Origin of the sequence: Alcaligenes sp. YSL9 (genome assembly GCF_030515105.1) — a bacterium.
Lineage (GTDB): Bacteria > Pseudomonadota > Gammaproteobacteria > Burkholderiales > Burkholderiaceae_B > Alcaligenes > Alcaligenes phenolicus.
This window is the reverse complement of record NZ_JALXJU010000004.1, coordinates 125,214-140,980: the sequence shown is the minus strand read 5'-3', so window position 1 is coordinate 140,980 and position 15,767 is coordinate 125,214. Positions and strand designations below refer to the sequence as shown.

The following is a 15,767-nucleotide window of genomic DNA, read 5'->3' as shown; positions in this document are numbered from 1 at the left end:
GGAGGACTGATATAGCTAAGCCGATTCAGAAGACCGGCTTCCCTACCTCGCTTACAAAGAATTACTTTTTAAGGGGGAGGACCAGTAGGCTGCCATCAGCCTGTGGCTGAAGCTCGATTGACCAGACCTGGGGTAGCAAGGCTGGCAGTTGGTCCAAAGCCGTAAGCTGAAAAACGGCGCTGACTCTGCGTTGGGCCAAGGCAGGGTCCAACACCCGCAGGGTTTGCGGCAGATAAGCTTGTAGTTGATGCAATGCTTGCTCCAGGGGTAAATCATTGATCAGCAGTTGACCGCGTTGCCAGGCCAGCAGCGTGTCGGCCTGCACAGTTTCAATTTGTCCCATCCCGGCAGCATCGACTAGCAGCCGTTGATCAGCCTGCAAGACACGGAGGATGTCCGGGTGATGTGCCTGGTCGCGGACCTGCACCCGTCCTTGCTCTACGATCACGGCAACGGTATCGGGCTTGTGTTCAACCGCAAAACGTGTGCCCAGGACGCGGACTTGTACCGTGCCGGCCTGCACCTGGAATGGACGCCAGGCCGAGTGGCTGACATCGAAATATGCCCGGCCCTGCGCCATCTGTATGTCCCGGCTACGTAGCCGCCAGGTGACCGATAGCCGGGTATCACGGTCCAGGACGGCGATCGAACCATCGGATAGCGTAACGCGTTGCTGAGCGTGAGCCATGCTGCTAATCGATTCGTGTTGCCAAGCCGGGTTCCCGTACCACAGTCCTGTTGCCGCGATTGCGAGAACCAGCAAGCCGGAGCTAGCGCGTCGCCGTTCTCGTTTGCGTTTACGTTCGTTGGCCTGGCGAGCCAGTTGTTCTAGGTCTGGCAAAGGAAATTGCTCACGCAGTGTTCCCTGATTTTGATTGAGCAGTTCGTCCAGTTGGGATTCAGTAGCTGGATCTTGAGCGGGCGGGATGGGGCCAGGAGTGGAACTCATTTAATAACGCTCCATATGACGGCGACAATGCGCCATGCCCAGCCGTATATGTTTTTCTACGGTTTTGACCGAGATAGCTTGCAGGCGAGCGACGTCTGCCTGGCTGATATGGTGAATCTTATGCAAGATGAATACCTCCTGGCAGCGGGGAGGCAACGTCTGAATCGCTTGCATCAGGTGGTCCAATGCTTGACGGGTACACGCATGCTGTTCAGGAGTGGCCGCCGGGCATACCTGGTCTTCGGGCCAGAAGTGACCCTCGTCGTGCTTGCATCGGCGCTGGTCATGGCGGTAGCGATCAATCGCCAGATGGTGCAAGATGCGCCGTAGCAGGGCCAGGGGGGAGCGGGGTTCAGGGCGCTGGGGGCGTTCCAGCAAACGCAGGCAGGCGTCGTGCAGCACATCCTGTGCAAAATGATGAGCACCAAAGCGGCGGCGTAATTGAGCCAGCAGATCATCGTAGTGTTCGCATAAGGCGTCGACCAGCGAATTGCGCCGGTGGCGGGATGAAGCACGGGGTTCTGTCGGCATGGGTGGGAAGCTGCCTGCGAGGCAAAAATAGGAGCAGAATCGGCAAGGTAAATAAAAACGATTCTTATTTTAATATAAGTCGGCTGACAGAGAAAATGCGGGTGGGTCGGCTAGCGAGGTGTCACGTGGTGGGGCATAAAAAACACCCCAAAGGTTGGATCAATATCCAACTTTTGGGGTGCAGTTGATGGCGCGGGCCTTGTTGCGATCGATGTAGTGGGCCGGCAGATTATTGTGCGGTTTTAGCGGCCGTTTTTTTGGTGGCCGATTTTTTAGCGCTCGTCTTCTTAGCCGCTGTTTTCTTCACGGCCGTCTTTTTAGCCACCGCTTTGGTCGCCGTTTTCTTGGCGGCCGACTTGCGACCTGGCTTCTCTGGACGAGGCTCGAACTCAAAGCCGATCTTGCCGTCTGCCTGACGCACCAGGAAGGCTTTGAACTTGCGGTTGGTGCGCGAGGACACGAAACCATCCAGCAAGTCTGTCTTGCCCTCACCCAGCAACTTGGCCATCTGCTCGCGGGTGATCTCTTGCTGCAAGATCACCTTGCCGCTACGGAAGTCGCAGCTCTTGGAAGGGCCAACGGACTTTTCACACAAATAGCGCAAACCGTGCTCAAAGACGGGAGACTGGCACTTGGGGCAGGGGCCGACCGGGGTCTGGCCGCTGAAATCCAGGGCTTCGTCATCATCGTCGTCGTTCTGGCCGAAGTCGAACTCCAGCTTGTACTCGTCGGTAATGCGTAAAAGTGCCGCAAAGGGACGACCCATCTTGCTGATGAAACCAGGCAGTGGGCCCAGTTCTTTCTTGGCCAACAGCTCTTCAACTTCAGGCAGCTCAAAGGTGCGACCACCGGGGTGCTTGCCGATAGAGAAATCGCAAGCCGTGCAGGCATAACGACGGTAATTTTCTTTGACCACGCCACCACATTTAGGGCATGGCGTCTGCAAGGTCGCGTAATCACCCGGAACCGTGTCGCGCTCATATTCTTTCGCGCGCTTGACGATAACTTGCGTCATCTGCGCGATTTCACGCATGAACACGTCCCGATCCAGCTGACGTTGCTCGATCTGCTTGAGCTGGTGCTCCCACTCGCCAGTCAGTTCGGGCGAAGTCAGTTCGCTCACGCCCAGACCGGACAATAAAGTCATCAGTTGACGTGCCTTGGCGCTAGGCACCAGTTCGCGGCCTTCACGACGCAAGTAGGCTTCGTTCAGCAGACCTTCAATAATGGCAGCACGAGTGGCTGGCGTACCCAGACCGCGCTCGGACATGGCTTCGCGCAAGGCTTCGTCATCTACCAGTTTGCCGGCGCTTTCCATGGCCGACAGCAGGGTCGCTTCCGTAAAGCGTGCAGGTGGCTTGGTAGCCAGGGCCTTGGTGTTCACGTCTTCAGTGCGAACCTTCTCGCCGTCCGCAACCGGCACCAGGGAGGCATCTTCACCTTGGGCATCGCGGCCATAAATAGCCAGCCAGCCCGGTTTGACCAGCACTTTGCCTTCCGTCTTGAAGTGGTGACCGGACACCTGCGTAATACGCGTGGTGACGCGGAACTCCGCGGCCGGGAAGAACACGGCCAGGAAGCGACGGCTGATCAGCTCGTAAATTTTGTGTTCGGCATCACTCAGCTCCCGAGGCACCTGCAAGGTGGGGATGATGGCAAAGTGATCCGAAACCTTTTTATTGTCGAAAATCCGACGGTTGGGCTTGACCCATTTCTGCTCGACCACTTCCTGCGCAAACGGCTGTACCGAAGCGCTGGCAGGCGTACCGCTGTCAGCCAGCGCACGCATGGTTTCTTGCACCGTACTTATATAGTCTTCAGGCAGATAGCGCGAATCGGTACGGGGGTAAGTCAGCGCCTTGTGGCGTTCGTATAGCGTCTGCGCCAAGGACAAGGTGGTCTTGGCAGAGAAGCCGAAGCGCGAGTTGGCTTCGCGTTGCAGCGAGGTCAAATCAAACAAGGCGGGCGACATCTGCGTGCTGGGCTTGGATTCCTCGGTGACTACGCCGGGTTGCTCGCGGCACGCGGCCACAATGGTTTGGGCCGCCGTCAGGGACCACAGACGCGAGTCTTTTTTCTCGGGGTCATGCTCGTCTTTGACGAACTTGGGATCGAACCAGCGGCCGGTGTACAGGCCTGCAGCGGCAATAAAGTCCGCATGTACTTCCCAGTAATCGCGCGACACGAACTGGCGAATGCGGTTCTCGCGCTCGTTCACGATAGCCAGCGTGGGGGTTTGCACACGGCCCACGGGGGTCTTGAAAAAACCGCCATCCTTGCTATTGAAAGCCGTCATGGCACGCGTGCCATTAATGCCCACCAGCCAGTCCGCTTCAGCGCGCGAACGGGCCGCCGCTTCCAGCGGTTTCATGTCTTCATCGTCGCGCAGGTTTTCAAATGCTTCACGGATCGCCGATTGTGTCATCGAACGTAACCAAAGCCTTTGCACCGGTTTTTTCGCTCCAGCGTACTGCATAATGTAGCGAAAAATCAGCTCACCCTCGCGCCCCGCGTCACAGGCATTAATCACAGCGGTGACATCTTTTCGTTTGATCAGCTTGACCAGCAGTTTCAAGCGCTCAGTCGATTTCTTGTCAGTCGGGTTGAGCTCAAACTGAGGGGGAATAACAGGTAGATGTGTGAAGCTCCACTTGCCGCGGACCGGATCATTAGGGGCCACCAGGCCCAGCAGATGGCCGATGCTGGAGGCCAGCACATAGCGATCGCTTTCGAAATAATCACCTTCTCGAGTGAAACCGCCCAATGCCCGCGAGATATCTACGGCGACTGAAGGTTTCTCGGCAATGATTAGTGTTTTATCCATATGATTCCAGTGACAGCAACTGCGCTGCAATGCGCGAAATGATACGAGGTGCTTATCCCTCTATGCAAGTTATGAGACCTGACAAGACTAACGTATGGCCCACAGACTGGCGAGTGTTTCTGACAAAACTGGCCTGGGGTTTGGCCGTTTTGCTGCTCGCTAGTGGTCTGGTGACCTGGATTGCGGCCAATTGGGAAAACTGGGGGCACGTAGCCAAATTTGCCCTGGCTCAAGGCGCCGTGCTGGTTTCTGCAGGGCTGGCCTTGCTGTTTCGCCGACGTTCCGGTGGCTGGGGTCATGACCTGGGAGTGCCTGCTGCTTTGACCGGCCTGGCCGCCGTGGCCACGGGCGGTTTGCTGGCGCTGATTGGCCAGACTTATCAGACTGGCGCAGACCCTTGGCAGCTTTTCGCATTGTGGACTGTGCTGATCATACCTTGGGTATTCACAGTGCGCAGTGTCTTTCTGTCGGTGCTGTGGCTGGTACTGATCAATACCGCCTTGTACTTGTGGATTGATGTTGCCCGCTTAGGCTGGTTCGGGCGCAGTTACACCTCGCAGACCTTGCTAGCTTTGGCAGTCAATGCGCTGTTGTTGCTGGCCGCCGAAACCATCTGGCGTGCGCGTCATGACCCGTGGCGCATCGTGCCGCGTGTGGCAGCAATTGCGGTGGGTTTTTTCATCGGTGCCCAGGTCATGGAAGGCAACTTCCTGCTGGGACTGGTCCTGTTCCTGGTGCTGTACGGTATTTATCACTACCGCCGCCCGGATTTGCTGATCATGTCCTTGGCCTCGTTCGGTGCGTATGGCTCCTTGAGCATGCTGATTATTGAGTATGCAAGCGATGCGTTTCTGCTGATCGTGGTGGTGATTGTGGGCCTGGGCCTGGGCTTGCTGCGCTTCCTGCAGCAACAGGTCGTCCATTGGCGACGGACTCATGGTGGCGAAGCGGCCGCAACTCAAGCACCAGTGAACGCAGCAATGGCAACAAGTCCTGCCGCCTCAACAGCAGAGACCCTGGCCCACGCACAGGCTAGTGTTCAAGCTGACGCTCAGGATAGTGACGAGCATCACCCCTGGTATCTGCGCGTGATCAAGCTGTTCCTCTACCTGCTGTTACCGCTGATTATTCTGCTGTACCTGGCTGTTTCTCTGGATTTGAGTCTGGAAGCGCTAGGTGTACTGGGCGGCATCATGGCTCTGGTGTCCCCCGTGCTGTTTGGCAAGGCTCACACAGTACCCAGCCGGGATCTGGTCGGCGGCTGGGTTGCGTGTGCGCTGCTCTTGCTGAGCGCGCCGCTTGTGGACATGCGCTACCCCTGGCCACCTGAGGCCAGCGCCATGATAGCCGTCGTGATCAGCACCTTGCTGTACAGACTTGCCAAAGGCCAGTTCGTATTGCGCATGTTGCTGGTGATTTGGGCACTGGCCGCGATCGAGTTTCTGGTGATCGAGCGCTTGTTTGATCGCTGGACCATGATGCCTTATTGGGTGCTGGAAATGCCCGCGGCATTCATGTTTTTTGCCGCCTTGTTGCTGGGGCATTTTTATCTGCGTGGTGAGCGCAAGCCGCATTTCTGGCTGCCCTTGTTCTGGTCCTTGCTGCTCGCTTCCCAGATTCATCTTGTTTCGGCGGGCACGCTGTTTTATTCCATGCCCTTCTGGGACGAGTCGCGGCCGTACCTGACCGTAGCTGGCTTTCTGCTGGCCATGGCTCCTTTGGCGATACTGGCGTTTTATTGGCGTGGCTGGCGTGACCAGCCCCTGGTTTATGGCATTGCCTTGCTGGGGATGGCCGCTTTGTGCGCGGTCTGGACACCCTATCCGCCAGTGGCCCTGGCCTTGAGCTGGATTCTGGTGGCTTATGCCTGGCGTTATCTCAGCTTGTTGGCGGTGGCCGTGGCAATGGGCCTGTTCTGCCTCTGGCGTCTGTATTACATCCTGAATATCAGCTTGCTGGACAAGGCCGAACTGTTGCTGGCAACCGGAGTGGGATGTCTGGTCTTTGCCTATTTGGGTCAGTTGAGCCGCAAGAAGAAAGGGGTGGTAGCAGAGCCGCAGGAGGCACCCAAGGGTATTATTGCCAGCGTTCTGCTGGGGACCGTGCTTGTGCTGGGTGTGGCCAACGTGGCCATCGTGCAAAAAGAACGTATCTTGAGCGATGGTCAGACGGTCTTGCTGGAGCTGGCTCCGGTGGACCCCCGTTCGCTGATGCAGGGCGACTATATGTCCTTGAACTTTGCCCTGTCGCAGAACCTGTCTGCCCTGTCCTGGGGCTTGCCCAAGGACGCGCTTGCCCAGATGGACGCTCAGCAGTGGGTGGTTGTGGCGGTGCAGCTGGATGAGAACAAGGTGGCGCAGCTCAAGGGTGTTTATCTGGAGCAGGACGGCCAGGAGCGTCTGTGGAGCGAAGGAGGCCCTGTGGCTGAACCTTCCGATGTGATGCGCTTGCGCATGCGTCGTCACCGCAGTAACTGGACGCCTGGAACAGATGCCTGGTTCTTCGCTGAAGGCTCGGCAGATCGCTTCGATGCCGCCCGTTATGGCGAGTTTGCGGTGGTCGAGGGTGGTCAAAGCCTGCTGCGCGCGATGCTGGACAAGGACAGAAAGGAAATCAAGTAAGCCTGAGCTGAACAACTGCGCTCAATAGCCTGGAGCCGGATTGCCTCTAATAAAGACAATCCGGCTTTTTTGTGTCTGGGGTTTGTTTCGCTAGAGGCAGCCAAGCCAGAGCCAGTCAGCAGCAAGCCCAATCAAAAAGGCCCGAGTCCGATGTAGCGTCGGATTCGGGCCTTGGCTTTTTGTGTTGAAGGACCCTCTTTATCGGGGCCGTTTCTTGAACAAAAAATAGGTTCCTGTGTATCAGCTTAGTGGGACTGACGGGTGGAGTCGTCGCTGAGCAGCTCTTCAAAGATCAGGTGATCGATTTCGGCTTCGTGGCTCCACAAAACCATCAGGGCGACAATTTTTATTTTGTCCAACGAGACCGGGCTTTCGTCCACCGTCATGGCGCTTTCAATCAGGATTTCGCGCAGGTGGGCGGTAAGAGCGCCGGAATTTTGCAAAAAGGTGATGAAACCCATGGCATCAGCGCCCAGCACATGTTGTTCGTGCTCAGAAAAAATACGCTGACTGTTGGGACTGAGTTGAGCCGTAGGCTGGCACTGCTGCGAGGTCTCGCCCAGTGCATGTAACCAGCCCAGTGCGTCGTTGATGTCCTCGTCTTCAAAGCCAATAGCCGCCAGCTTGTGGGCCAGAACCTCCGCCTTGGGACAGGACTGGGGGTTGTAATACGTCTCGAATAGATAAACCAGGATATCAAACATGGGTATAAGGTTGCCGTCCTAAGTGATTAAAAAAACTGCGTGATTTCGGTAACCAGTGACCAAACTTTACGCTGATTTGCGGTAGGGGGCAAATGGGGTGTTCAGGGGATGGATGGGTCTTGCCTTGCGCATCCAGACTGCTTTTTGCCTGGGTCTGCTCTGGCAGACGCCCTTTGCGGCAGGGCGTCTTTATGATTGAAACATAAATCGATTGCTGGGGCAGAAACTGTCGTTTATTTGAAACCCTGCAAGTGGGACCGCAGCGGTTGAAAGGCCACTAAACTAGCTGGCATCCGCATCCGCATCCGCATCCGCATCCGCATCCGCATCCGCATCCGCATCCGCATCCGCATCCGCATCCGCATCCGCATCCGCATCCGCATCCGCATCCGCATCTAGCCTCGGCTCGTGGCTCAGTTGTTCGGGCTTGGCTTCGCAGGCAGCGGGAAGCGCTGCGCCCACGCACTGATGGCCTGGCTCCAGAACCCGTCCAGGGTGTTCGCAGCCACGGGAGCAAAACCCAGAAAGGCCCAGACCCGTTGTAGCGTCTCCAGAGGATGGTCCAGGTCAAAGGCCGGGGCATGATTCTGTTTGGAGAGCTTGCGGCCTTGCTCATCACAGGCCAGCGGCACGTGCAACGTGCGCGGGACAGGCAGGCCCAGGACTTTTTGCAGTACGCGCTGGCGGGCTGTGGAGCTGAGCAAGTCTGCGCCGCGTACAACATCAGTGATCTGGCTGTCCGCATCATCAATGACCACGACAAACTGGTAAGCCCAGAGCTTGTCGGCGCGTTTAAGAATGTAGTCCCCGACTTCTTTGGCTACGTCCTGCTGTTGCGGTCCGGCCCAACGATCCGTGAAGTGTTCCACTCCTTCCGGGACACGCAGCCGCCAAGCACGGATGGCACGGTCTGCCGGGATGCCGTGGCGGCAGGTGCCTGCATAGGGATATTCATGCGAATCCGGGGCAACCGGCATGGAAGCCGCCAGAATTTCCTGACGGGTGCAGGCGCAGCCGTAGACCAGATCTCGCTCGCGCAGGCCATCAAACACTTCCTGGTAGCGTGCCAGCCGCTGGCTTTGCCAAATCACCTCGCCATCCCAATGCATGCCCAGGCCTTGCAGCTGCTGCATGATGATCTGGTCAGCCCCTGCGACCACGCGTGGCGTGTCTATATCTTCAATGCGCAGTAACCAGCGCCCGTTCTGGGCGCGTGCATCCAGGTAGCTGGCCATAGCGGCCACCAGTGAACCCTCGTGCAAGGGACCACTGGGACTAGGCGCAAAGCGACCACAGTAGGGGGTAAGAGGCTGGGCGGTCATGAGTCGTTCTTAACGGCAAGAGCCCCTGGACGGGGGCTCTTGTTAGTGCGACTTTACGCCTATTTTTCCAGCCCGGCAATGCGTTTTACACGGGCTGGAAGGGAGGAGTTTTAGCTCTCCATGGTGACTAGTTCAGCGCCCTCGGGCACTTGATCTCCCACGGCAAAGAACAGCTCGGCCACGGTGCCATCAGCCGGTGCCTGAATGGAGTGTTCCATCTTCATGGCTTCCATGACCAGCAGCACATCGCCCTGTTTGACGCTGTCACCTGCGCCCACATTCAAGGCAATGACCTTGCCCGGCATGGGAGCGGTCAGGCGGCCTCCGTGGGCTTCCTGGCTGTTGGTGCCGGCACTGGCCAAGGTGTTGACCACGGCCAGGGTCCAGTCTGAACCAGCCTGGGCAACTTGCAGATGGTCGCCATCTTGCAGCACCTGGGCGCGGTACTCGACCTGATCCAGCCACAGACGCAAGGTCAGGGTGTTGGCCAGACCAGCCCTTGCCTCGGCTTGCCAGCGCAGCGCGTGTTGGGTTTCGCCCAGCGTGATCTGCCACTGGTTGTCACGACGTTGCAGCAGCACTTCGTGGGCTTCTTCACCCAGTTGCAAGGCCACTTTCTGATCGTAGTCCCCGCTCAAACGCCAGGCGTCATGTACCGCCCAGGGGTCGGAGTTGGGGGCTTGCCCACTCATACCCTGATGAGTCAGCACGGCGCAGGCGGCGAAGGCCAGCACAGAAGCTGGAACGTCCTGATTGCTGGGGAACAGCGCATCGTGACGACGTGGGATCAGACCCGTATCCAGATCGGCCTGGGCAAAGGCTTCATCGCCCAGCAGACGTTGCAGGAAGGTCTTGTTGGTGTGTACACCGGCCACTTGAGTATCGGCCAGCGTGCGAATCAGGCGACGACGGGCCTGTTCACGATCAGCACCATGGGTGATGACCTTGGCAATCATGGGATCGTAGAAGGGACTGATGACGCTGCCTTCACGCACGCCGCTGTCGATACGCACATCACCGGAGGTGAAGGACGCATGGGCGGGGTACTGCAAGCTGCGCAGTGTACCGATGGAGGGCAGGAAGTCCTTATCGGGGTTTTCTGCGTAAATGCGAACCTCAATGGCGTGACCATTGATGCTCAGCTCTTCCTGCTTGGCAGGCAAAGGCTGGCCATCGGCCACACGCAGCTGCCATTCCACCAGATCGTGGCCCGTAATCAGCTCGGTGACGGGGTGCTCCACTTGCAGGCGGGTATTCATTTCCATGAAGTAGAAACGCCCGTCCTGCTCGGCAATGAACTCCACCGTGCCTGCACCCACATAGTTCACGGCGCGTGCCGCTGCAATGGCCGCTTCACCCATGGCCTGGCGACGCTCGGGCGTCATGCCGGGGGCGGGAGCTTCTTCAATCACTTTCTGGTGACGGCGCTGTACCGAACAATCGCGTTCGAACAAGTACACGTACCCACCGTGCTGGTCACCAAAGACCTGGATTTCGATGTGGCGTGGCTTGGTGATGTAGCGCTCGATCAGCACGCGGTCGTCACTAAAGCTGCTGGCAGCTTCGCGCTGGCAAGAGCGCAAGGCCTCCAGGAACGCGCCGGACTCTTCCACAATGCGCATGCCCTTGCCGCCACCACCGGCACTGGCCTTGATCAGCACGGGGTAGCCGATTTGGTCGGCTTGCTGGTGCAGAAAGTCGGGGTCCTGATTGTCGCCGTGGTAACCGGGCACCAAAGGTACGCCGGCTTTTTCCATCAGGGATTTGGCGGCGGATTTGCTGCCCATGGCCGCAATGGCTTGAGCGGGCGGGCCTACAAAAATAATGCCGGCTTCTTCACAAGCGCGAGCAAAGTGCTCGTTCTCGGACAGAAAACCATAGCCAGGGTGGATGGCATTCGCGCCAGTGGCACGGGCGGCTTCCAGAATGGCGTCGATCTTCAAATAACTGTCGCGTGGCTCGGGGCCACCGATGCGCACGGCTTGATCACAAGCACGTACGTGCTGGGCGTCGGCGTCCGCGTCGGAGTAAACCGCAACGGTACGCAGCCCCAGGCTGCGGGCAGTAGCGGCCACCCGGCAGGCAATTTCACCGCGATTGGCTATCAGCAGGGTCTGAAACACAGTGTCTCCTTGTCTTACATGCGGAACACGCCAAAGCGGGTGTCTTCAATAGGGGCGTTCAAGGCGGCGGACAGGCCCAGGGCCAGAACGCGCCGGGTGTCCGAAGGCTGGATGATGCCGTCATCCCACAGACGCGCAGTGGCGTAGTAGGGGTGGCCTTCATGTTCGTATTGTTCGCGGATGGGGGCCTTGAAGGCTTCTTCTTCCTCGGCGCTCCAGCTTTGGCCACGAGCTTCCAGGCCATCACGGCGCACGGTAGCCAGCACGCTGGCTGCCTGCTCACCACCCATGACCGAGATGCGGGCATTGGGCCAGAGGAACAGCAGGCGCGGGCTGAAGGCGCGGCCACACATACCGTAGTTACCGGCACCAAAGGAGCCGCCCAGAATCACGGTGAATTTGGGCACGGCTGCGGTAGAAACGGCGGTGACCAGCTTGGCACCGTGGCGGGCGATCCCTTCGTTTTCGTACTTGCGGCCCACCATGAAGCCGGTGATGTTCTGCAGGAACACCAGAGGCGTCTTGCGCTGGCAGCACAGTTCGATGAAGTGGGCACCCTTCTGGGCCGCTTCGGAGAACAGAATGCCGTTGTTGGCAATGATGCCTACAGGCATGCCGTGGATATGGGCAAAGCCGGTCACCAGCGTGGTGCCAAAGCGGGCCTTGAATTCATCAAAATCCGAATCGTCCACAATGCGGGCGATGACTTCGCGCACATCGTAGGGCTTGCGGGTGTCGGCAGGGATGATGCCGTTCAGCTCTTGCGGGTCGTAACGTGGCTCGCGCACTTCTTTCAGCGGCCAGGGCAGTTTTTTCTCGCGGTTCAGGCGGCCGACGCAGCGGCGTGCCAGTTCCAGCGCATGCAGATCGTTCTCGGCCAGATGGTCAGCCACGCCGGACAGACGGGTGTGCACATCGCCACCGCCCAGGTCTTCTGCGCTGACTTCTTCACCAGTTGCAGCTTTCACCAGTGGCGGGCCACCCAGGAAGATGGTGCCCTGATCGCGCACGATGATGGACTCATCGCTCATGGCCGGAACGTAGGCACCGCCAGCGGTACACGAACCCATCACCACGGCGATCTGTGCAATCCCCTGGGCCGACATATTGGCCTGGTTGTAGAAGATGCGGCCAAAGTGGTCCCGGTCCGGGAATACGTCTTCCTGGTTGGGCAGGTTGGCCCCGCCCGAGTCCACCAGGTACACGCAGGGCAGATTGTTCTGTTGTGCAATTTCCTGGGCACGCAAATGCTTCTTCACCGTTAGCGGATAGTAAGTACCGCCTTTGACCGTCGCGTCGTTGCAGACCACCACGCATTCAATGCCTGCAATGCGGCCAATGCCGGTGATGATGCCTGCGCCCGGGGATTCGTTGTTATAGACATCCTGGGCAGCCAAAGGCGAAAGCTCCAGGAAAGGGGTGCCGGGATCAAGCAGACGTTCGACGCGCTCGCGGGGCAGCAGCTTGCCGCGACCCACATGGCGTTGCCGGGAGGATTCGGACCCACCCAAGGCGGTTTTCTGTAGCTTTTGGCGCAGATCAAGGATCAGGGCCTGCATGATCGAGGCGTTGTCCTGAAAGTCTTGGGAACGCGGATTGATGCGGGATTCAATAACTGACATGGCGTGCCTGGAAAGAGAACAGAGAAAAGCCCATAAAATCAGCCGGGCCGCAGCCCGGCTGATGAGCTTGCTTTAGACCAGCTCGACGGCCAGGGCGACAGCTTCGCCACCGCCAATGCACAGCGAGGCAATACCGCGCTTGCCACCGGTCTTGCGCAGTGCGCCGATCAAGGTTGCGAGAAGGCGAGCACCCGATGCACCGATGGGGTGACCCAGGGCAGTTGCGCCACCATGGATATTGACCTTGTCGTGCGGGATGTTCAGCTCTTTCATGGCGGCCATGGTGACCACGGCGAAGGCTTCGTTGATCTCGAACAGGTCAACGTCAGCCACGCTCCAACCGGTTTTATCCAGCAGTTTTTGGATAGCAGCGACTGGAGCGGTCGTGAACCAGGCCGGTTCTTGCGCGTGCTGGGTGTGAGCCACAATGCGGGCCAGTGGAGTTGCGCCCAGTTCCTTGGCTTTCTCTTCGGTGGTGATCACCATGGCGGCGGCACCGTCCGAAATGGACGAGGCGTTGGCAGCGGTAATCGTGCCGTCTTTCTTGAAAGCGGGACGCAGCGTGGGGATCTTCTCGGGCATGGCTTTGGTGGGGGCTTCATCCTTGGCCACAACGACATCACCCTTGCGGCCAGCGATGGTGACTGGCGCAATTTCCCATTCAAAGCTGCCGTCATCGCTGGCTTGGCGAGCGCGGCGCAGCGACTCCAGCGCGTAAGCATCTTGCTCTTCGCGGCTGAACTCGTATTTGCTGGCGCAATCTTCGGCAAATACACCCATGGCGGTGCCACGGCTGTAGGCATCTTCCAGGCCGTCCATGGCCATGTGGTCATACACGGTGGAGTGACCGTAGCGGTAGCCTTCGCGGCCTTTCAGCAGCAGGTAGGGAGCATTGCTCATGCTTTCCTGACCGCCGGCCACCACCACGTCCACGCTGCCTGCCTTGAGCAGGTCGTGGGCAAACATGGCGGCTTTCAGACCGGAACCGCAAACCTTGTGAATGGTGGTGCAAGCTACACCCTGGGGCAGACCGGCGCCCAAGGCAGCCTGGCGTGCAGGAGCCTGGCCCTGACCGGCTTGCAGCACGTTACCCATGATCACTTCGTCGACCTTGTCGGCCTGAATGCCCGAGCGCTCCATGGCCGCCTTGATGGCGACGGCGCCCAGTTCGTGGGCGGCCAGATCGGACAGGCTACCCATCATGCCGCCCATAGGGGTGCGGGCGATCGAGACGATGACAACGGAATTAGTCATGAAAGACTCCTGGTTGCAAAGAGGAGACCGGCGCGCGTTTGGCAAACTCGTGCAGCTGCCGATCTTTGTTATACGGAAAAATATTTTCGATCCGACCTTGCGTCACTCGCAAGCGGCACTGAGTCCACCATTCAGGCTCCAGCAGTTCTGCATGGTGGGCCATGAAGGCTTTGCGAATACGAGGGTCGGTCAATAGAAAGTAGCCGAATTCTTCGGGAAATACATCGTTCGGGCCGATGGGATACCAGGGTTCGCTGGCCATTTCGGCTTCTTCATTTGGTGCAGGCGGAATGGCGCGAAAGTTCATCTCGCGCATGTGCTGGATTTCGTCGTAGTCATAGAAGACGACGCGGCCCAGACGGGTCACACCAAAGTTCTTGAACAACATATCGCCGGGGAAGATGTCGGCGGCGGCCAGTTCCCGGATTGCCTTGCCGTATTGCTCCACTGCGGCATTCAGGGCGGGGTCGCTGGCTTTGTTCAAATACAGGTTCAGCGGGGTCATGCGCCGTTCAATGTAGACGTGGCGCAGCAGGATGGTGTCCTCGGACTCTTCCAGCAGGCTGGGCACTTCGCGGCGAAGTTCTTCCAGCAAGGCTTCGGAAAAGCGTGCCTTGGGCAAGGCAACCTGAGCGTAGTCCCAGGTGTCGGCCATGCGCCCGACACGATCATGTTTTTTAACCAGCTGGTATTTGCTGCGCACCGTGGCGTGGTCCATGCCCTGCTTTTGAATTCGGTCGCGGATTAGCTTGAACACATAGGGGTAGGACGGCAAGGTAAATACCGTCATCACCATACCGGCAATACCGGGAGCCAGATCAAAGTGATCGTGCGAGTGCGACAGGTGGTGCAGAAAGTCGCGGTAGAACAGCGTCTTGCCCTGCTTTTGCAGACCGATGGCGGTGTACAGCTCGGCCTTGGGCTTGCGTGGCAGCAGGCTGGACAGGAAGTCCACATAGGCCGACGGGGCTTCCATATCGACCAGGAAATAGGCGCGGGTAAAGCTGAACAGCGTGGACAGGTCGTCCGTGGTGTGCAGCAAGGCGTCTATATACAAGTGTCCCGAGGGGCGATGCAAAATGGCAATCGAAAAGGGCAGCACTTCACCCTGATTGATCAGGCGGCCCACTACATAGGCACCCTTGTTGCGGAAGAACAGGGAGTTCAGCACCTGAATCTGGCAATCCGAGCCAATGCGCGAGCCGTAGCCACGTGGCAGGCGGCGGCACAATTGGCGCACGGCCATGCGAGCCAGCGTGCGCACATCGCGCGGCAGGTCGGCAAAGGGGGCGGCCAGACCGAAGTCGGCCAGCATACTGGTCAGACTGGCTTCCAGACCTTCTTCGGTGGGGTAATAAACCCGATACGAAGGCAGCGCGCCGTCCAGATAATCCGTGGCAACGGCTGGGCGCACGAAAATGAATTCGTTGCGGAAGTAGTGCCGATGCAGCACGCGGCAGGAGACGGAGTTGAAGAAGGTCTCGGCACATTCCGGCTGACGGTGGCCCGACAGCAAACGCACAAATTCAGCCTTGGCTTGCAGCCACAATTGCTGCTGGGCCTCGTCCAGATGCGCCGGATCGGAAGGCGTGGGCTGATGCAAACGCAGATTCTGGCTAAGCATGGCCGCGCATTCGCGCACCCGTGTCGCGTAGTACTCGATACGTTCGCGCGAGAGCTGCTGAATACCATGCCAGTCGCCCGATTCGTACAAAGACTTGGCGCGCTGGGCGCTGTAGCGAAACAGCGCATAGTGGCGATTGAACCCATCCAGCATGGCCTGGGCCACCTGGATAGCCGTCATCCCCGGTTTTTGA

The 15,767-nt window shown here is 58.6% G+C and carries 11 protein-coding genes; 1 reads left to right on the top strand and 10 read right to left on the bottom strand.

All coding sequences use genetic code 11. From position 1 onward, the window contains the following. Window positions 1–61: 61 nt before the first annotated feature. The 3 genes from M2Q46_RS17150 to M2Q46_RS17140 all read right to left on the bottom strand — a co-directional run bounded on the left by M2Q46_RS17150 (window position 62) and on the right by M2Q46_RS17140 (window position 4,304). Complete coding sequence (locus tag M2Q46_RS17150) at window positions 62–949, bottom strand: FecR family protein (protein ID WP_239054968.1); 888 nt, start codon at window positions 947–949, stop codon at window positions 62–64. Further along, a complete protein-coding gene (locus M2Q46_RS17145) occupies window positions 950–1,480 on the bottom strand; it encodes an RNA polymerase sigma factor (RefSeq protein WP_115634773.1) in 531 nt (176 codons plus the stop codon). It lies immediately after the preceding gene. A gap of 229 nt (window positions 1,481–1,709) precedes the next feature. Beyond that, window positions 1,710–4,304: a DNA topoisomerase III gene (locus M2Q46_RS17140; RefSeq protein WP_060186565.1), complete on the bottom strand. Its 2,595-nt coding sequence runs from the start codon at window positions 4,302–4,304 to the stop codon at window positions 1,710–1,712. 113 nt (window positions 4,305–4,417) lie between these two features. Between M2Q46_RS17140 and M2Q46_RS17135 the strand changes: the two genes are divergently transcribed. Beyond that, the gene (locus M2Q46_RS17135) at window positions 4,418–6,925 is read left to right on the top strand and encodes a GDYXXLXY domain-containing protein (RefSeq protein ID WP_302357697.1); all 2,508 of its coding nucleotides are present in this window, start codon (window positions 4,418–4,420) and stop codon (window positions 6,923–6,925) included. Window positions 6,926–7,170: 245 nt separating this feature from the next. Here the strand turns inward: M2Q46_RS17135 and M2Q46_RS17130 are convergent, their stop codons facing one another. From M2Q46_RS17130 to aceK, 7 genes are all read right to left on the bottom strand, one after another. Continuing rightward, entirely contained in the window at window positions 7,171–7,629 is a 459-nt protein-coding gene (locus M2Q46_RS17130) for a DUF494 family protein (RefSeq protein ID WP_009463598.1), read from the bottom strand. A 282-nt stretch (window positions 7,630–7,911) separates the two neighbouring features. Then, window positions 7,912–8,091 carry a hypothetical protein gene (locus M2Q46_RS17125; RefSeq protein WP_302357695.1) on the bottom strand — a complete coding sequence of 60 codons (180 nt, stop codon included), beginning with the start codon at window positions 8,089–8,091 and terminating at the stop codon, window positions 7,912–7,914. Beyond that, on the bottom strand, window positions 8,043–8,951 hold the full coding sequence (gene gluQRS / locus M2Q46_RS17120; RefSeq protein ID WP_302357694.1) for a tRNA glutamyl-Q(34) synthetase GluQRS: 909 nt from the start codon (window positions 8,949–8,951) through the stop codon (window positions 8,043–8,045). The genes M2Q46_RS17125 and gluQRS overlap by 49 nt, the downstream gene beginning before the upstream one ends. A gap of 110 nt (window positions 8,952–9,061) precedes the next feature. Beyond that, complete coding sequence (locus M2Q46_RS17115) at window positions 9,062–11,074, bottom strand: acetyl/propionyl/methylcrotonyl-CoA carboxylase subunit alpha (protein WP_302357692.1); 2,013 nt, start codon at window positions 11,072–11,074, stop codon at window positions 9,062–9,064. 14 nt (window positions 11,075–11,088) lie between these two features. Beyond that, window positions 11,089–12,696, bottom strand: a complete 1,608-nt coding sequence (locus M2Q46_RS17110) for a carboxyl transferase domain-containing protein (RefSeq protein WP_042484787.1) — start codon at window positions 12,694–12,696, stop codon at window positions 11,089–11,091. Between the two features lie 72 nt (window positions 12,697–12,768). Beyond that, window positions 12,769–13,950 carry an acetyl-CoA C-acyltransferase gene (locus M2Q46_RS17105; RefSeq protein WP_035269274.1) on the bottom strand — a complete coding sequence of 394 codons (1,182 nt, stop codon included), beginning with the start codon at window positions 13,948–13,950 and terminating at the stop codon, window positions 12,769–12,771. Further along, on the bottom strand, window positions 13,943–15,754 hold the full coding sequence (aceK, locus tag M2Q46_RS17100; RefSeq protein ID WP_238399759.1) for a bifunctional isocitrate dehydrogenase kinase/phosphatase: 1,812 nt from the start codon (window positions 15,752–15,754) through the stop codon (window positions 13,943–13,945). Before aceK ends, M2Q46_RS17105 begins: the two co-directional genes overlap by 8 nt. Between the last annotated feature and the right edge of the window lie 13 nt (window positions 15,755–15,767).

Coding starts and splice junctions, on each gene's coding strand:
- M2Q46_RS17145 (WP_115634773.1), bottom strand. CDS start 1,480: ATGCCGACAGAACCCCGTGCTTCATCCCGCCACCGGCGCAATTCGCTG.
- aceK (WP_238399759.1), bottom strand. CDS start 15,754: ATGACGGCTATCCAGGTGGCCCAGGCCATGCTGGATGGGTTCAATCGC.
- M2Q46_RS17140 (WP_060186565.1), bottom strand. CDS start 4,304: ATGGATAAAACACTAATCATTGCCGAGAAACCTTCAGTCGCCGTAGAT.
- M2Q46_RS17110 (WP_042484787.1), bottom strand. CDS start 12,696: ATGTCAGTTATTGAATCCCGCATCAATCCGCGTTCCCAAGACTTTCAG.
- M2Q46_RS17150 (WP_239054968.1), bottom strand. CDS start 949: ATGAGTTCCACTCCTGGCCCCATCCCGCCCGCTCAAGATCCAGCTACT.
- gluQRS (WP_302357694.1), bottom strand. CDS start 8,951: ATGACCGCCCAGCCTCTTACCCCCTACTGTGGTCGCTTTGCGCCTAGT.
- M2Q46_RS17105 (WP_035269274.1), bottom strand. CDS start 13,950: ATGACTAATTCCGTTGTCATCGTCTCGATCGCCCGCACCCCTATGGGC.
- M2Q46_RS17130 (WP_009463598.1), bottom strand. CDS start 7,629: ATGTTTGATATCCTGGTTTATCTATTCGAGACGTATTACAACCCCCAG.